15 protein-coding genes are annotated in these 16,811 nt (G+C 42.1%); 10 read left to right on the top strand and 5 right to left on the bottom strand.

Features of this window, described 5'->3' with window-relative positions; translation table 11 throughout:
* The first annotated feature begins 45 nt into the window (after positions 1-45).
* Positions 46-522, top strand: coding sequence for a DM13 domain-containing protein (locus PULV_RS08265; RefSeq protein WP_193331432.1), 477 nt, complete (start codon positions 46-48; stop codon positions 520-522).
* A 193-nt stretch (positions 523-715) separates the two neighbouring features.
* Here PULV_RS08265 and PULV_RS08260 read toward each other — a convergent pair whose 3' ends face one another.
* Positions 716-2,107, bottom strand: a complete 1,392-nt coding sequence (locus PULV_RS08260) for a class II fumarate hydratase (RefSeq protein ID WP_193331431.1) — start codon at positions 2,105-2,107, stop codon at positions 716-718.
* Between the two features lie 674 nt (positions 2,108-2,781).
* On the opposite strand from PULV_RS08260, the gene PULV_RS08255 reads away from it, so the two are divergent.
* Both PULV_RS08255 and PULV_RS08250 read left to right on the top strand, forming a co-directional pair.
* Positions 2,782-3,279: a hypothetical protein gene (locus PULV_RS08255; RefSeq protein ID WP_086743614.1), complete on the top strand. Its 498-nt coding sequence runs from the start codon at positions 2,782-2,784 to the stop codon at positions 3,277-3,279.
* The gene (locus PULV_RS08250) at positions 3,272-3,490 is read left to right on the top strand and encodes a helix-turn-helix transcriptional regulator (RefSeq protein WP_086743613.1); all 219 of its coding nucleotides are present in this window, start codon (positions 3,272-3,274) and stop codon (positions 3,488-3,490) included. The genes PULV_RS08255 and PULV_RS08250 overlap by 8 nt, the downstream gene beginning before the upstream one ends.
* A gap of 23 nt (positions 3,491-3,513) precedes the next feature.
* Here the strand turns inward: PULV_RS08250 and PULV_RS08245 are convergent, their stop codons facing one another.
* Complete coding sequence (locus tag PULV_RS08245) at positions 3,514-4,431, bottom strand: LysR family transcriptional regulator (protein WP_086743612.1); 918 nt, start codon at positions 4,429-4,431, stop codon at positions 3,514-3,516.
* A 124-nt stretch (positions 4,432-4,555) separates the two neighbouring features.
* On the opposite strand from PULV_RS08245, the gene PULV_RS08240 reads away from it, so the two are divergent.
* Both PULV_RS08240 and PULV_RS08235 read left to right on the top strand, forming a co-directional pair.
* Complete coding sequence (locus PULV_RS08240; RefSeq protein ID WP_217895796.1) at positions 4,556-5,245, top strand: type 1 glutamine amidotransferase domain-containing protein; 690 nt, start codon at positions 4,556-4,558, stop codon at positions 5,243-5,245.
* A gap of 261 nt (positions 5,246-5,506) precedes the next feature.
* A complete protein-coding gene (locus tag PULV_RS08235; protein ID WP_193331430.1) occupies positions 5,507-5,860 on the top strand; it encodes a VOC family protein in 354 nt (117 codons plus the stop codon).
* A gap of 351 nt (positions 5,861-6,211) precedes the next feature.
* Here the strand turns inward: PULV_RS08235 and PULV_RS08230 are convergent, their stop codons facing one another.
* Positions 6,212-6,448 (bottom strand): hypothetical protein, encoded by a 237-nt coding sequence (locus PULV_RS08230; RefSeq protein WP_086743610.1) that lies wholly within the window; start codon positions 6,446-6,448, stop codon positions 6,212-6,214.
* Between the two features lie 206 nt (positions 6,449-6,654).
* On the bottom strand, positions 6,655-7,143 hold the full coding sequence (locus PULV_RS08225; protein WP_086743609.1) for a GNAT family N-acetyltransferase: 489 nt from the start codon (positions 7,141-7,143) through the stop codon (positions 6,655-6,657).
* A gap of 151 nt (positions 7,144-7,294) precedes the next feature.
* On the opposite strand from PULV_RS08225, the gene PULV_RS08220 reads away from it, so the two are divergent.
* Positions 7,295-9,043 (top strand): DEAD/DEAH box helicase, encoded by a 1,749-nt coding sequence (locus PULV_RS08220; protein WP_086743608.1) that lies wholly within the window; start codon positions 7,295-7,297, stop codon positions 9,041-9,043.
* Positions 9,044-9,070: 27 nt separating this feature from the next.
* Here PULV_RS08220 and PULV_RS08215 read toward each other — a convergent pair whose 3' ends face one another.
* Positions 9,071-9,409 carry a ribonuclease E inhibitor RraB gene (locus tag PULV_RS08215; RefSeq protein WP_086743607.1) on the bottom strand — a complete coding sequence of 113 codons (339 nt, stop codon included), beginning with the start codon at positions 9,407-9,409 and terminating at the stop codon, positions 9,071-9,073.
* A 192-nt stretch (positions 9,410-9,601) separates the two neighbouring features.
* On the opposite strand from PULV_RS08215, the gene PULV_RS08210 reads away from it, so the two are divergent.
* Genes PULV_RS08210 through PULV_RS08195 form a run of 4 tightly spaced genes read left to right on the top strand, consistent with a single transcriptional unit; the run spans position 9,602 to position 16,789 of the window.
* Positions 9,602-11,317, top strand: a complete 1,716-nt coding sequence (locus PULV_RS08210) for an autotransporter assembly complex protein TamA (protein WP_193331429.1) — start codon at positions 9,602-9,604, stop codon at positions 11,315-11,317.
* Complete coding sequence (gene tamB, locus PULV_RS08205; protein ID WP_193331428.1) at positions 11,314-15,042, top strand: autotransporter assembly complex protein TamB; 3,729 nt, start codon at positions 11,314-11,316, stop codon at positions 15,040-15,042. Before PULV_RS08210 ends, tamB begins: the two co-directional genes overlap by 4 nt.
* Before the next feature lie 3 nt (positions 15,043-15,045).
* Positions 15,046-15,882, top strand: a complete 837-nt coding sequence (locus PULV_RS08200) for a type 2 periplasmic-binding domain-containing protein (RefSeq protein WP_086743604.1) — start codon at positions 15,046-15,048, stop codon at positions 15,880-15,882.
* Between the two features lie 10 nt (positions 15,883-15,892).
* Positions 15,893-16,789 carry a peptidylprolyl isomerase gene (locus PULV_RS08195; protein WP_193331427.1) on the top strand — a complete coding sequence of 299 codons (897 nt, stop codon included), beginning with the start codon at positions 15,893-15,895 and terminating at the stop codon, positions 16,787-16,789.
* The last annotated feature ends 22 nt before the right edge of the window (positions 16,790-16,811 follow it).

The raw sequence follows: 16,811 nt of genomic DNA, 5'->3' as shown, positions 1-16,811 counted from the left end.
TGATTAATTTTTTTTCGTATCACAGTACCACTAGGATCATAAAAGATGACTAAACGCAGTGTTTTTACTTTATTGGTGAGTCATTTAAGCGTAGCGCTGATTGCTTTTGCTGGTGGGATTTATACTTTGCCAATTCTGATCGCTCCTCACTCGCCGACAGAAGGTGAGATCAAAGCTGTGTCTGATATAGCACATTACCGCACTGCATTTGTTCGAGATTTACAAGATAGTGATTGGCTGCATTTTGGCGAAGGAGAGGTATTTATTAGTCACCACGCCATTGCGTTTTCGGGCACGCTGGCACCTGGGCCAGATTATACTGTGTATTTTTCGCCTGAATTTGTGCAAACAGAAGCAGATTTCCAGCGTTTGAAGGCAACAATGGTCAGTGTGGCCAAAGTAAATACCTTTAATGACTTTCTGGTGGCGATCCCTGCGAATATCTCAGCAGATAAATACAATACAGTGATTATTTGGTGTGACTCATTCGAGCAATTTATTACCTCAGCCCAATATCAATAACCTGATTAACGCTATAACGCTTGTTTAGAGTGATTTTTGCTCCATGTTCTGTAATGCAGACTTCATATTAAAAGCCAATGGCCAGTTGCTGACACGCAGCTATTGATAACTCATTGAAAAACTAAAACTTTAGAGATTGACGCCCACAAAAGGCGCGTCAATCTGACGATGACTAAGTTGATTTACTCAGAAGCTAGTTTTGCTGGATCCCCCCTTGACTCAGCTGAGTGGGGTTGAGTAGGGTTGTGAGTGCTTCTCGGCTTAAATCAGTGTGCTGCTCGGCAACATCAATAATCGCTTGGCCTGTTTGGTAAGCCTGCTTAGCAATACTGGCTGCTTTTTCATAGCCAATGATGGGGTTTAATGCTGTAACTAAAATAGGATTACGGCTTAAGGCTTGATTGATTTTGTCTTCATTGACAGTAAAACCAGCGATGGCTTGGTGGGCAAGTGATTCACAGCTGTCACTGAGTAATTCAATACTTTGCAATATGTTATAGGCAATCACGGGCAGCATGACATTGAGTTCAAAGTTGCCTGATTGCCCGGCGACTGTCAGCGTTGTGTCATTTCCGATCACTTGAGCACAGGCCATTGCCACCGCTTCAGGAATAACTGGATTGACTTTACCCGGCATAATGGACGATCCCGGTTGCAGTGCCGGCAGGCTGATTTCTGCTAAACCAGCTAATGGGCCGCTATTCATCCAGCGTAAATCATTGGCTATTTTTGTCAGTGCAACAGCAAGTACTTTGAGTTGTCCGGACAAAGCCACAAGCGCATCTTGGCTACCAATGTTATAAAAAAAGTTATCACTAGGGGTAAAATTCACTTCAGTAATTGCACTGATATGCTGATTAAACGTACTAGCAAATGAGGGATGAGCGTTGATCCCCGAGCCAACCGCTGTGCCGCCTTGAGCGAGTTTTGTAAGTAGCGTAAATGTTTGATTTACTCCCTGTTCAGCGTGCTCAATTTGAGTCAGCCACGCGCCTAATGTTTGGGCAAAACTAACGGGCATAGCATCCATTAAATGAGTACGACCGGTTTTGGTGATGGCCCCTATTTCGCTGATTTTTTGAGTAAGCTGCTGTTTTAATTGTGTCGTAGCAGGGAAAAGCTGATGTTTAAGTGCTAACACTGCGCTTACTTGAATGGCGGTGGGGATCACATCATTTGAACTTTGCCCCATGTTGACATCATCGTTTGGGTGAACTGTTCGACCTAGCTGCTGACTGGCTAAGGTGGCAATGACTTCATTGGCGTTCATATTGCTACTGGTACCCGAACCTGTTTGAAATACATTGACTGGAAAATGTTCATAATAGGTTCCGCTCAGTATTTCTTGGCAGGCAAACTCAATTGATTTGCACGTTTCTTCAGGCAAGAGGGTCAGTTGATGGTTGCTTTTAGCGGCGGCTAATTTAATGATGGCTAGGGCATTAATAAATGCAAAAGGCATGGTGAGAGTGCTAATAGTGAAGTTATTGACTGCTCGTTGTGTTTGCGCTTGGTATAGGGCATTGATTGGGACTTGTAGCTTTCCCATACTATCGTGCTCTGTTCGTGTAAGTGGCTTATTCATGGTTTTCCTTAATAGGGGTTAAATTCGTGACTGAGGACACGCATTTCTTGGACAAGTTTCAGATATTTTTTGTTGCTCCCATCATGGCGTGAGTAAAAGCGTTTGAGTGCTAGCAACGGTTTATACATTTGATCTAAGCATTGTTTGCGCAAGCGCTGTGTTTGCAGAGGATCACAATATTTATTGAGTAAATCATAAAACGTGCGCCGCAAAAAAAGTTCTTGTAGTAACAGGCATTGCTCTTTTTCGTAGCACCTAGCTAAGAGCAAACTGGCCTCAATAAAGTGAGCTACACATAGCTCGGGACAGCGGGATTTTAAATTAAAGTAACGCACTCGCTGAATGTATAAAGAAAATGCTTTTTCACTATTCATAGACAACACGCCAAAACTGTAATGATAATTATTATCATTACAGTTTTGGCGTGTTAATGCAATCTACTTTTAAATCATTCTAAGAGGCGATCACATTATCCTTGTCAGTAATTATGGGGAAATATGATTTTAAGTTATAGGCTACGGGAGCTTATGAGAATATTTATTGTATCAGTTACGATTAAAATAAATATCGAAAGTTAAATAATTCAAACTCAAAGTTAAAAATATTTGACATGGGAGATGAAAGTCAACTACAGTCAGTCGTGTTAAAAATTTTTAACTTAAGGTATGAAATAAATGACTAGAAACGAATTATTTAAAGAGTGGTTAGATAGCATTAGCTTTCGGGAAGTGACACTGTGTGTTGATTTGTTGGCCTGTGCTTGTATCGGCTGGTTTTACTTACAAAGCTTAATGAATGCCACGTCGGAACAAGTTGCATCGGCGTCTTGGTTATCTGGGTTATTGCTTGAAGTGATCATTTACTCTGTGGTGTTAATGGTCGTGAGCTATATTTTGTTAGCATTTGCCAGTGATAATGAGCTTAATGATCCGCTTGATGTGCGTGAAAAGCAGATTAGTTTAGTGGGTTATAAATATACAGCGTATATTCTGCAGGCCGGGATTTGTATCGCTATTTTTCAATATCAAATAGAGGCTCAAAATATTATTCCCAGTGACAGGCAGATACCGTATTTGCCGTTACATATCATGGTTGGGTCGTTTCTTGTCGCCGAAATAGTCAATTATTCAGTACAACTCTATAAAGGCCGCACAGGAAATATTTATGAGTAGCAATATTAGCAACTCAATACGCACACTGCGATTTTTGCACAATGAGATGACGCAAAAACAACTTGCAGAATTAGTTGGCGTGACCAGACAAACGATTATGGCAATAGAGGCTAATAAGTATTCGCCCACCTTAGAAGTCGCATTTAAGATTGCGTTAGTGTTTAAGCTGCCACTGGAAGAAGTCTTTCAGTATCAGAGCCAGTCAGACTAATTTAAATGCTTAAAGTGGGCTGCTTATATTATATGGTTGCTAGCGCGGTCAACTTTTACAAAGTAGTCTTTTAAATAGTCGAGCAAAAGACGCAGTTTTTTAGAGCTGGCATTACCCGGTGGAAAGACCCCATAAATATCTATGTTATTGAGTTGATAATCATCCAAGACGGTTTCTAAGGTGCCCGCTTGGATTTTAGGCCAAGCATCATAAACCGGAATGCGTCCCATGCCGTGGCCACCTTCAATAAAAGCGGTGCGCGCCGCGGCATTATTGGTACTAATGCTGCCTTTTACAGCCACACTAAACGAGCGACTACCTTTTTGTAGTGTGATCACACCTGCCGTCAGCTTATAAATCACCCATTGATGTTGTTCTAACTCAGCGGGTGTAGTGGGGCGACCTTGTTTTTTGAAATAACTCGGTGCGCCGCATAAACAGGTCTCAAGGGTCGATAATTTTCGAGCTTGCAAGCCTGAATCTGGCAGTGGCGCGCCTCGAATAGCCAAGTCGATACCTTCTTGCATGATATTAACCACTTCATCTGTGAGCATCACATCAAGTTCAATTTTTGGATACAAACGCCGAAATTCATTTAATGCTGGCACAATCATTTGTAGTCCTACATTTACCGGACAAGTCAGCTTAATTAAGCCTTGCGGTTCGTGTTTGAGGTTTTCGATATGTTGATGGGCGACGTGGGCTTGCTCGGCAATAATACGACAGGATTGATAATATTCTTTCCCTGCTTCGGTCAGCGACAAAGAGCGTGTTGAGCGGTTAAGCAGTTTTACCTCGAGGCTCGATTCGAGTTTTTTAATATGATAACTGACTACAGCTCGGGTCAATCCGATGTGTTTGGCGGCAGCTGTGAGATTACCTTGTTCGACGACTTGTGCGAACACCACCATACTCTTCAGTTGTTCAAACGAGATATCCATTTAATTGTATCAATAATTATAACAGTGTTGTTTATCTTATCAGTATTGTTAGAAATAGCGAGTGCCACTAAACTGGATCTCAGATTAAGCACCTTCGCTCACTTATTTACAAAAGGTACCAAGCATGTCAAATACAACTAAACGCGTCCTAATGGTTATTACGTCTCATGATCAACTGGGCAACACAGGCGAAAAAACAGGGTTTTGGGTTGAAGAGTTTGCAGCCCCTTATTATGCATTTATCGATGCGGGTGTGACTGTGACTTTGGCTTCGCCAAAAGGTGGGCAAGCTCCAATCGATCCAAAAAGTGAATTAGCTGATTTTCAAACACCTGCGACTAAACGATTTGATAACGATGCTAAGGCACAAGCATTAGTGGCTAATACACAGTTGCTTGCACAAATGAATGAAGCTGACTTTGATGGTGTGTTTTACCCAGGAGGCCATGGACCGCTGTGGGATTTAACTGACAATGCGGATTCGATAGCCTTATTGGAAGGGTTTTTAGCGGCTAAAAAACCGATTGCTGCGGTTTGCCACGCTACAGCGGCATTTTTAAATATTAAAACGCCGTCAGGTGAGTTTGTTGTCAAAGATAAAGCGGTGACCGGGTTTACTAATAGTGAAGAAGATGCGGTACAATTAACGGATATCGTGCCTTTTTTATTGGAAGATGAGTTAATTAAACGCGGCGGTGACTATCAAAAAGTCGCTGATTGGCATGCATTTGCAGTACAAGATGGATTAATGATCAGTGGCCAAAACCCGGCAAGTTCTGAATTAGTCGCAGATAAACTGCTCGGCGCTCTTTAATTTTAACCGCCCTAGCTAGGCGCATTAACTTTATGCGCCTTTTTTGTGGGTGATGTTTGGCAAACTTAGATTTATAAGCCAACCTCACGACAATTAACTTTATTGTCAAAGGCGCTTTGCACTTTTCATTGTGGGAATGTTGGAGTGTAAAACTGTTGGCAATGTGGGGTCGATTAGGCTCATTTAGCTTTATTGGGGACGTGTTAGTTGTTAAGATCGATAAAAATATAGCTAATCACAGCAGACATTAATGGAGCCCTTATGCAGGTTACTGACCTACGTGTGTTTATTCCGAGTAAAGATTTTGCCCTTTCAAAAGCATTTTATCAGCAGTGGGGTTTTGAAGTAGGGTTTGAATCTGATGAACTGTGTGAATTAATTCACGGTGAGTGCTCGTTTTTCCTACAAAATTTTTATCATACAGGGCTTGCCGAGAATTTGATGATGCAGTTGGTCGTTGGCGATATTGAGCAAGTCGCAAACCAATTAGGTTCAATGGACTTAGCAAGTTTTGCTGCGCGCACCGCAAGTATCACTGAGCTACCGCATGGTAAAGTGCTGTATTTATGGGGCCCTGCGGGTGAGCTTTGGCACATTACTGAGTTTCATTCATAAGCTTTGCTAGCTGCTATCTATTTAGCTCTGCCAAGGGATTGTCGCCCATTTGAATCAGGTAATACAGGTATTAACCTGTTTTACGGGCTTCTTTGAAGGTCGGACTAGTCGAGCGCACTACAGGCACACTCGACCAGCCCAATATAAGATGACATCAACAATCAAACCGATGAATATCAAACGAAGAAACCGCCCAATCCTATTTATAACAATGTCACCAGTCATTAGCGTGTGAGCTGCTTAGATAAATTAAAATCGCAACGTCTCTTTTTTAGATACTGGATCTGTAGGGGTAAGTTGATTGTTTTCATCCTTGATAATTTACTTTGATAACTGACTTTTCAGCGAGTTTTAAAGTTGATTAGCATTTAAGTTTTCAGGTAATTCATAGGTTTTTGTTTTAATCGTGGTTGAAAATACAGGTTTGTTTAGCTCGTAATCTCCTGTTTGTGGATTGAACTCCCAATCAGATGAGCCTGTCGCAATAATTTCTGGGTCGTATTCGACAGTGTTGGTTTCAACGGTGACGTTGCAACCAGTTAAAAAGAGGGTGGTTGCGAAAGCAGCAAGCAAAGAGGATTTTTTCATTATTATCTCACTATTTTTATGATGGAACGTGCTTAAATCTTGAAGGCGAGTATAAAAGCAAATAAAAAGACCGCTCATTAAAGATGATGAGCGGTAAAAATAGTTGATTAGTGGTCAAGTCATTGCTTATCTTCAGATAAATAAAAGAAAGCTCATTGCTAAAAGTCAGTAAAGCCGATAATGCTGACTCAAATCACTTTTGCGCACTACAGCGTGCGCGCCATTAAGTAAGAATCAACATATATACCTTCTTTTAAGGCATAATTTTTGGCTGTGCCTTCAATGACGAAGCCATTTTTTTCGTACAACGCAAGGGCTGCTTGATTATCGGTATAAACTTCGAGCTCAATACGGGTAATGCCCATCCAATGTGTCGCCATTTCAATAAATGCATGGAGTAATGCATGGCCAACCCCTTGACCTCGAACAGATTCACAGACAATCATACCAATGTTACAAGCATGGCGACGCCGAGGGTTTGTGTAGTTTTCTGCTCCAAGTTGCCCTACTACTTGGCCATCAAGTGTTGCTACTAAGCTTATCTTGTTCTCGGACATGTTTGTGAGCCGTTTCGTCCATATTTCTTTGTTGGCATAGGGATGTTGAAGCGTATTACTGTAGCAACTTTTTTGCGAGATGATGGCAAAAATAGCATCGATATCATCCTCTGTACTGTGACGGACCGCAATAGTCATGTTCATTCCTTTTTTATTCGTGGGTTAGTCAGATTACCTGCAAAAATGCGCTTCTCACAAATGAAATAAACTGCCCAGTCAGATTAGATATTTTTATCTATTTTGAGACACGATATACTAGTGCAGTGAACGATTTAACTTCAAAGGCCTGATTATCTATACTCTTCGTCCTTATCAGCAAGAAGCCGTTAATAATACGCTGAGCCATTTTAGACAAACCAATGATGCAGCGGTGATTGTATTGCCGACCGGTGCAGGTAAAAGCTTGGTGATTGCTGAATTAGCCCGCCTAGCGAAACGTAAAATACTTGTGTTAGCGCATGTGAAAGAGCTGGTGGAGCAAAACTGCGAAAAATATCAGAGCTATGGGCTGACTGCGAGTGTATTTTCTGCTGGTTTGAAACAAAAATCCCTTAAAGAGCAGGTGACGTTTGCCAGTGTGCAATCGTTAAGTGCAAATCTAGATCAGCTAAATGAAGCGTATTCTTTGTTAATTATTGATGAGTGTCATCGAGTTGATAACAATGAGACGACCCAATACAAACGACTGATTATAAAACTTCAGCAGCTTAACCCGGAACTGAAAGTATTAGGTTTAACTGCCACTCCTTATCGCTTAGGAATGGGGTGGATTTACCATCATCATTACCATGGTTTTGTTCGAGGAACGAGTGAGAGCCCTTTTGTAAAGTGTATTTATGAGTTGCCGCTGCGTTATATGATTAAACACAACTTTCTTACGCCTCCTGAAGTGTTAGATGCTGCGATTAGTCATTACGATTTCTCAGCCTTACCCAATGATAGTTTTGGCCGGATCAGTGGTCCTGACTTAAACCGCATGCTCAAAGAAAACCAACGAGCGACTAAAGCGATTATTGAGCAAGTGATTAGTTTAAGCGAAGACCGCCAAGGCGTGATGATTTTTGCTGCCACTGTTGAGCATGCTAAAGAAATCATGGGTTATTTAGCTAAACAGCAAGCTGTGTTGGTGACGGGGGAGACTGACAACTCAATTCGTGACAGTATTGTGATTGATTTTAAAGCTAAAAAAATAAAATTTTTAGTCAATGTTTCAGTGCTAACAACAGGGTTTGATGCCCCGCATGTGGATTTTATCGCCATTTTGCGCCCCACAGAATCGGTCAGTTTATATCAGCAAATTGTTGGGCGAGGACTTCGTTTAAGCCCCGGCAAGCACGATTGTTTAGTCATTGATTATGCCGGCAATGGATTTGATTTATTTTACCCTGAAGTGGGGGCGAAAAAACCAAACAGTGACAGTGAGCCTGTTCAAGTGATGTGTCCAGGGTGTGGCTTTGCCAATACGTTTTGGGGAAAAACAGACGAAAAAGGTCAAGTCATCGAACACTTTGGCCGCCGTTGCCAAGGGCTGTTGGTTGATGATGAGTTACAGCACAGTCAACAATGTGATTATCGGTTTCGCTTTAAAGAATGCGATCATTGCGGAGCTGAAAACGATATTGCAGCGCGAGTCTGCCATAGTTGCCATGAATTGCTGGTTGATCCTGATGACAAATTACGTGCGGCACTTAATTTAAAAGATGCCCTTGTTTTACGCTGTGCAGGATTGACCGTGACTGAATTGGGTGAGAATAAATTAAAAATCACGTACTTTGATGAAGAAGGAACAAGTTGTGAAGAAGTGTTTAATTTTGCAGTCAAAGCGGCGTTGTATATTTTTAATCAGCAATTTGGCCAGCGCATGGGCCAAGGTCAAATACCGGTAAAATTCACCGATGTTTCACAAGTATTAAGAGTGGCAGACGCATTAGTGCCCCCTGATTTTGTGATTGCGCGCAAAGCAAAGTTTGGTTGGAAAATAGCTGAGAAGATTTTTGATTATGAAGGGGCATATCGTAAGGCTCACCAAGAGCGGTAAGCCTGACTGATTTTTTAGGTCTTGAGGTTACTCGCCTAAATCTTCACCCAAAATACCCCAACCATCGCCATAACCATTTTTAGGGTTGGCAAGGCTTTCAATGTATTGTTCAGTTTGACCTAACAAAGTGTGATCTGGCACCATTTTCACTGACGCAATCACTTCCCACACTCCGGTGTCTTGACACTTTTGCAGTGCAGCACTTGGTGCTAGTTCGTCTGCTTCTATCAGAGTGATGAATGACTCAGCCTCAGCTTTTTGTTCAAATAGAATAAAAAAATCAACGGTATGGACTTGCGCTAAATCTAAACCAGCCGCAGCCATATCGGCTAATAGTTGTCCATTGTCGTCATCAGGAAATTGCATGTGAGGTACTCAGTAATTCTAATTAGCAGCTATTGTCTTAGAATTTACAGAAAATAAAAAGTATCGAGATAAAAAAAGCATCGATTATTATTGTGGGCATTACAAATGCGAACATAAAAGACTCATTTTACTGATTTTATATGATAAAATTGATGTGTTTTTATCTATTACTTTTTTATAGGGGCTGCTTTTTTGTTGCGACTCATTTGGCTTTATTGTTGTTTGTTTTCCCTTGCCCTAAGTGCGACTGAGTTACCTATCGAAAAATACTCGATTAAAGGTCTCGATAGTGCACTTGAAGAAAACGTATTAAGTTATCTTAGTGACACCCTACAAGCTGAGCCTTCACCGTATTTAAAACAACATATTGAATTGCAAACCAAACAAGCTCTTAAAGCGTTGGGTTATTATCAGCCAAGGCTCAAAACAAAGTTTGTCAGTAAACAGTCAAGTACGGTGGTGGAACTTGAGGTCGACCGAGGGCCTGCAACTCGGATTGCAGGAATTGATGTGACTATAAATGGGCCCGCGCAACACGACCCTGAATTTATGGCCGTTGTTAGTTCATTGCCTTTAGTACAAGGGCAAGTTCTTGATCACAGTGATTATAACGCCAGCAAAGATAAAGTCCGGAGCGTCATTTTAGAGCTCGGTTATTTTGATGCCAAGTGGGCACAATCAGAACTCGCAGTGACGCTTGCAACCAACAGTGCGCAGATTGTTTTGCATTTAGAGAGCGGCGTGCGTTACAAGTTTGGTCCGGTACAGGTCAAAAGAGAGACCCCAGCGGGGGATTTTATTCGGGGTTTACAACCGTTTAAACTTGATGATCCTTATAAGGCTGATAAGTTAGCTCATTTTAATCTTGAGTTAGGCAATACGCCTTATTTTAAAAGTGTCCGTGTACATGCCGATGTGGCCAAACGAGCCAATGGTGTAGTCCCTGTGGTGGTTGAAATTCTTCATAAACCAGCGAACAGTTATGAGATAGGGGGCGGCTTTTCGACTGATTTAGGAGCCAAAGCTCGATTTAAGTGGAGCCGACCTTGGCATGGCGAACGCGGGCATTATATTGATAGCAATTTAGAAATATCTGAGATAGAAAAAGAGATCCGTTTTTCTTATACCGTGCCTGTTGATAATCCTATTAATGACGTATGGCGTTATGTTGCAGGTTATCAGCGAGAAGATAATCAAGAAATCAATAAAACCACTGAAAAGTTAACCACACAAATTCAGCGGCAATGGCTAACGTCTGATAATTGGGTTCGCACTGCATTTCTTAAATATGAACGTGAGGATTTTACGTTAGGTGAGCAAGCGGATAAAACCGAAATGTTGTTACCCGGCGTAAGTTACGCACGCAAAAAAGCCCGAGGAGGCATGACGCCGTATTGGGGGCAACAATTAAATATTACCCTTGAGGCGGGCACTGAAAAGCTGATCTCAAGTACTGATTTATTGAAAGTTCAATTACAAACCGCCTTACTACGAACTTACGATACCCGTCATTTGTTTTATACCCGAGCAACGTTAGGCGCTATTTTGGTGGATGATATCAGTAGTGTCCCAGTTTCGATGCGTTTTTTCGCGGGGGGGGATCAGAGTATTCGGGGTTTCCAATATGAGTCTGTCTCTCCGCGTGAAAACGACGAATTAGTCGGGGGGCGTTATTTGACGACGGGGACACTTGAGTATAATTATCAGTTTGCAAAAAGTTGGCGTGCCGCGATATTTGTTGATGCCGGAACGGCGACGAATGATTTTAGCGAGGACCTTTCCGTTGGCGCGGGAGTTGGCTTACGTTGGTTAACGCCTGTCGGGCCTATTCGGATAGATACGGCATGGGCTGTCAGTGATCCTGATAAGCCCGCGCGATTAAGCATTACCATAGGGCCAGAAATATGATTCGTCTTTGGTTTAGGCGTTTACGTCACTGGTTATTTTGGCCAATCATCACGATTTTTACTGTGTTATTTTGTGTGCTCTTCACTATACCTGGGAACCAGCTCATTGCTTGGTCTGCAAATCAAATAGTCGCCGGTTTGCAGATAGAGATACGTGATACACGATTTTTTGATAACAAACCTTTTTCTGTTCAGTACCAACAGCAAGGCTTGCAGGTTAATGCGTCTCAGATCCGCTTGGGAATTGATTGGTTTTGTGGTGGCTTGTGTATTGAAAACTTAAGTGCGCAGTCTATCAATGTCACACTCCCTGAGAGCGAGCCTTTGCCGAATAAAGATGGGGAACTCTCAGTACAACTAGTACAACAATCCTCGCTTATAGCCAATTCGCAAACAATTGTGCCTAAAGCTGAGTTGATCGAACTGCCATTTGCCCTGAATGTATCTTCATTGTCTGTCGCAAATTTCAGTTTGCAACAGGGCCAGTTTAAGCGTGTTAAAGCGCAGAACTTAGCCGTCAAAATGCATGCAGAACAAAGTAAGGTGACGGTTAATTATGTTCGCTTAAAAGAATTGCTCTACATTGATGAATCACCGACACAAACACAAAAAGCGCCAGCTCTAACAGAGTTACCAGCTGTCGCTAATTTTGCGTTTTATAGTCCATTGATAGTGGATGCACATGATGTGTCTGTGTCGTCTTTTCGGTATGAGAATACGCAGCCTGTGGTGGACATGGCAGATATTCACTTAACCGCACAATTAAATGAGCACACTCTTGCGATTGAGACGCTGTCGTTACGCCATTTTGAAGGCTCTTTCAACCTCGCGGGTGAGGTTGAATTGGTCGCAGATAATTCATTATCGTTAGCTATCGATGTTCAAGCTAAACAAAATCAATTAAAAGCCGCGATTCAAGGACCTTTACGTGACTTATCAGTCAGCATAGAGAATGCTGGCCAGTATCCATTCTCGTTCGCGTTGGCTGCAGACATCACCCAAGCTAATTACCCATTTTCATTGCAAGGCCAGTTAGATAATTGGCAACTAATGATGGCAGAGCCCGCGGTGTCGATTGGCAAAGCTGCAATTGAAATCAGTGGTCAGGCAAATGATTATCAATTGTCATTGGTGGCAGATAGTCAGCTGAATGGTTATGCGAAGCTCTCGAGTGATATCGCAGGTAAAGGGTCATTAACAGAATTTGTGTTAAGTAAAGCGAATTTGAAAACCCCAAAAAGCGATATAACTTTATCCGGTCAAGCAAATTGGCAAGATGGTGTCAGTGCTAATGTGGATTTGATTTTGGCACAATTAGATTTAAGTGAGGTGTTGGCTGATTACACTAGCCAGCTCTATGGTGAAGGCTCAGTAAAGTTTGTTCAACAAGCGGATAAATGGCAGTTGAATGTCGAGCAACTGGCGCTCAACGGTGAAGTGAATGGGATCCCGCTTGAGATTGCACTCGCTGGCGAGGTTGATGAGCGACTCTTCGCTCAAGTCGAGACTTTAAAAGTGAGTAGCGCTGATAATTTCCTGAATATATCGGGTGAAATAACTGATGCGTGGCAACTTGAGGGGGCTATTTCAGTTCATCACCCTCAACAAATATCAGCAGATATGACAGGTTTCGCAAGTGGTGAATTTTCTGTTAAAGGGCCGCGAGCAACTCCTTTTGTCGATTGGCAGCTAGGGGCTGAACAATTTAGTGTGCTTAATATTTCGATTGAACACTTCCAATCTATTGGGCGGGTCGATATAGCAAATGATTTTGAAACAACCATCGATGTGAATGCGACTAATGTGACGGTTGATCAAAAGCACATTCGAGAATTGGCACTCGAACTCAAGGGCAATCAATATTCGCAAACAGGTTTGTTTAACCTAGATTCAGATTGGCTGAGCAGTGGTTTTTCATTGCAGGGTCAAGTGAAAAATCAAATTTGGCAAGGTGAGTTAGCGACATTATTTGTATCCGATAATGTAAAACGTTTTGAAGTTGATACACCCATGACTGTGTCGGTTAATTGGGCCAAACAAGCGTTAAATATGGCAGCTCATTGTTGGACATCGATTCATTCAACGCTTTGTGTTGATAAGCTGGACGTGAATGCGCAAGACGGCCATGTCAAGCTGGCTTTAAAAGAATTTAACTTACGATCTATTGATCATTTGTTACCAGCCCAAGTGAATGCGACTGGTCAGTTCACCGGTGGGCTCGATTTACAGTGGCAGCAACGCAAGCTGACTTCAGTGGATGCCACTCTCATCAGTGAAGAGTTTGACTTAACACTTCGACAAGATGATCAGACATTTAAATTGCCATTTGAATCAACAAACATCACCGCTATAGCAGATGCAAATAGCGCAAAATTGAGTGCTCAGCTTGATTCTACGTTATTAGGCACACTTAATGCTCAATTAGCCATTTCTGACTTAATGGGGGAGCGAACTTTATTGGGTAATCTGAGTTTATCTGAAACCCAATTGAGTAACTTTAAACCCTTTTTAAAGCAGTTTGAGCAATTAAAAGGCGGCGTGTCGGCGGATATTGATATCTCCGGCTCGCTGATTAAGCCCGTTTTGAATGGACGAGTGGCTGCGCAGAGCATTGCGGTTGCAGGGAGTCAATTACCTATTTCACTCACTAACAGTGAAGTGGTAATAGCGTTTAACCAGCAGCGTGCAGATATTAATGCGCAGCTTTTTGATACAAAAGGTGGGCAGGCGCAATTAGATGGCCGCATCGATTGGCAAGCAGAGCATCTGGCTGGGCATTTTAATGCCAAAGGTGAGCAGCTTTTGATCCAACTAGATTCAGGGATTAAATTAAAACTCAGTCCAGACCTGCAGATTGCGTTTTCTGAGCGAAAATTTAATGTCTCAGGTGAGGTTGTTGTGCCTTATGGTCGGATAGAGTTAAAGACCTTACCAAAAGGGGCGGTCAAAGTGTCGGACGACGAAGTCATTGTTGATGCACAAATAAAGACTAAAAAAGCCTTACCATTTGATTACATTCTCGATTTGGATTTAATCGTACGTGATGATGTGCGAGTGGATTCCTTTGGATTAAATTCAAAAGTCGCAGGGCATATTAATCTTAAAAAGCACCAATTAAGTCCACTTTTAGCCGTAGGGGATATGAATTTAGTCTCTGGAAAGTATTTAGCTTTGTCACAAGACTTGCAAATTCAGACTGGGCAAATAGGCTTTAATGGTGCTATCGATAAACCTTATCTGAACATTAAAGCAATCCGTAACCCTGATACTACTGCTGATGGTGTGATTGCCGGCGTGAAATTGACAGGGCCGATTGAAACTCCGCAGCTCGAAATTTTTTCCGAGCCGAGTATGGATCAAGCGATGTCGTTATCGTATTTGCTTAATGGCCGCCCTTTAGGTGATGGTGATACATCAAATGATGGTTTATTGACACAAATGTTGATTACACAAGGTTTGTCTCGCAGTGAAGGGATGGTGAGCCGCTTTGGTGAAGCGATAGGTATCGAAGATATTTCAGTTGGCTCAACAGGCTCTGGTGATGATACCAAAGTTGAAATAAGTGGTTATGTGCTGCCGGGAGTCCAAGTGAGATACAGCATAGGTATTTTTGATCCGATCACTGAAATTGCAGTGCGCTATCAAGTATTGCCTCAGCTTTACATTGAAGCGACTAATGGTGTAAATAATGCTTTAGATATATTGTATAAATTTGATTGGGACTAACTTATGCGGCATAAGATTACTTGGCTTGTTTTAATCACTGTTTGCTTGTCAGCCATCAGCTCTTTTGCAAATGAGCAGCCTATGCTGGTGCGTTTTTCCGCCCCTGCGAGTGATTATATTGCCGAGCTGGTGGTCTTAGCGCTAGATAAATCTGGTGTTTCGTATCGTTGTGAGGCCGTTAACAATGTACCAAGTCAGACGCGAGCAATTCGATTATTAGGTAAAGAGAATGGCCTCGATTTATCTTGGCATGTGACAAACTATGACCTCGAAGAGCAGGCCAAAGCAGTGTTAATCCCAATTGATAAGGGGTTGTTAGGTTATCGTATCGCGGTGATCCGCTCAGAGACTCCGGATTTATTTGCCAAGATCCATAGTCGTTATGATATGAGAAACATTAATTTTGGCTTAGGGTTTGACTGGGCTGATTTAGCTGTTTTTAGTGATAATGGCATTAAAACGACGCAAATTAGCGACAATAGCCAACAATTTAATATGTTGTCATTAGGGCGCTTTGATGCCTTACCTCTGAGTGTACTGGAACTTAATGAGACTAAGCTAGCAGCTGGAACTATGTTAGATGAGCATGTCGTGATTCGTTACCCTTCAGCAACATACTTTTTTGTCGCAAAAGAGAATAAAGCATTGCATAGCGCATTAACAAATGGACTGAAACGCGCAGCAATCGATGGGAGTTGGCAACAGCTATTTGATAAACATTTTACGACACACATTCTAGCTGCTCACTTAGCTAAGCGCCGTATTATAGAGTTAGAAAATGACACTTTGCCAAGAACAGCACCGCTTGATGAAGCAATATATTGGTATTCAAAAAAATAAGAAGAAGACAATGACCAAAAAAATAAAAACACTGTGCTCTGCGATTTGCTTAGCGTCTGGTTTAAATGCCGTAGCTGTACACGCGTTAGATAAAGTCAGAAGCCCAAGCGAGATCATTGCCAACGCACCTGATTCAGATTGGCAAGTATTGGATTTGGACAACACCTTGTTACTTGAACTCGCCACCGGCACTGTGGTGATTGAACTGAATCCGCTTTTAGCGCCAAATCATGTTGAGAATATTAAAAAGCTCGCCCGTGAAGGATTTTATCAAGGACTCAACATGTACCGCTTTGTTGAAGGGTTTGTAGCGCAAGGGGGCGATGCCAATGAAACAAAAAAAGTAACCACTGCAAAAAAATCGCTACAAGCGGAATTTTATCACCTCTCTACTAAACCGTTAACAATGACGCTAGTGGATACACAAGATGGTTATGCGGACAAAACCGGCTTTATAAACGGCTTTGCTGTAGCACAGAATCAACAAGGTACACAGACTTGGCAAACCCATTGTGTGGGGACATTTGCAATGGCTCGCAGCAATGAAGCAGGCAGTGGCGGCACTGAGTTCTATGTTGCTTTAGGGGTTTTACGTTACCTGGATCGAAATATTACGGCCTTTGGGCGGGTGATTGATGGCATGGAGCATTTACAGCGCTTATCACGAAAACCCAGTGATGAGAGCAAAGCGGCTGCCCGAGTATTCAATCCTATTACCAATATGCAAGTGGCTGCTGATGTTAAAGATTTGGCTAAAAAATATGAAATAATGAAAACAGATTCGACTTCGTTTAAAGAGTTGATCAAAGCCCGTCGTAATCGCCCAGGCGCTTGGTTTATTGAAACACCCAATTATACCGATGTGTGTGCTGTTAGCGTACCTTCTCGCCCGTTAGCTGAAAAATAACAGCTCTCTATTTTTATTAATA

It is taken from the genome of Pseudoalteromonas ulvae UL12, assembly GCF_014925405.1.
Taxonomy (GTDB): Bacteria; Pseudomonadota; Gammaproteobacteria; order Enterobacterales; family Alteromonadaceae; genus Pseudoalteromonas; species Pseudoalteromonas ulvae.
The sequence above is the reverse complement of the archived record's forward strand: the minus strand, read 5'-3'. Positions and strand labels throughout refer to the sequence as shown.

Bases quoted from the DNA above. Each gene is read 5' to 3' on its own strand.
- PULV_RS08255 (WP_086743614.1), top strand. From the start codon at position 2,782: ATGACTAGAAACGAATTATTTAAAGAGTGGTTAGATAGCATTAGCTTT.
- PULV_RS08200 (WP_086743604.1), top strand. From the start codon at position 15,046: ATGCGGCATAAGATTACTTGGCTTGTTTTAATCACTGTTTGCTTGTCA.
- PULV_RS08230 (WP_086743610.1), bottom strand. From the start codon at position 6,448: ATGAAAAAATCCTCTTTGCTTGCTGCTTTCGCAACCACCCTCTTTTTA.
- PULV_RS08225 (WP_086743609.1), bottom strand. From the start codon at position 7,143: ATGACTATTGCGGTCCGTCACAGTACAGAGGATGATATCGATGCTATT.
- PULV_RS08195 (WP_193331427.1), top strand. From the start codon at position 15,893: ATGACCAAAAAAATAAAAACACTGTGCTCTGCGATTTGCTTAGCGTCT.
- PULV_RS08245 (WP_086743612.1), bottom strand. From the start codon at position 4,431: ATGGATATCTCGTTTGAACAACTGAAGAGTATGGTGGTGTTCGCACAA.
- PULV_RS08260 (WP_193331431.1), bottom strand. From the start codon at position 2,107: ATGAATAAGCCACTTACACGAACAGAGCACGATAGTATGGGAAAGCTA.
- PULV_RS08235 (WP_193331430.1), top strand. From the start codon at position 5,507: ATGCAGGTTACTGACCTACGTGTGTTTATTCCGAGTAAAGATTTTGCC.
- PULV_RS08240 (WP_217895796.1), top strand. From the start codon at position 4,556: ATGTCAAATACAACTAAACGCGTCCTAATGGTTATTACGTCTCATGAT.
- PULV_RS08250 (WP_086743613.1), top strand. From the start codon at position 3,272: ATGAGTAGCAATATTAGCAACTCAATACGCACACTGCGATTTTTGCAC.
- PULV_RS08215 (WP_086743607.1), bottom strand. From the start codon at position 9,409: ATGCAATTTCCTGATGACGACAATGGACAACTATTAGCCGATATGGCT.
- tamB (WP_193331428.1), top strand. From the start codon at position 11,314: ATGATTCGTCTTTGGTTTAGGCGTTTACGTCACTGGTTATTTTGGCCA.
- PULV_RS08265 (WP_193331432.1), top strand. From the start codon at position 46: ATGACTAAACGCAGTGTTTTTACTTTATTGGTGAGTCATTTAAGCGTA.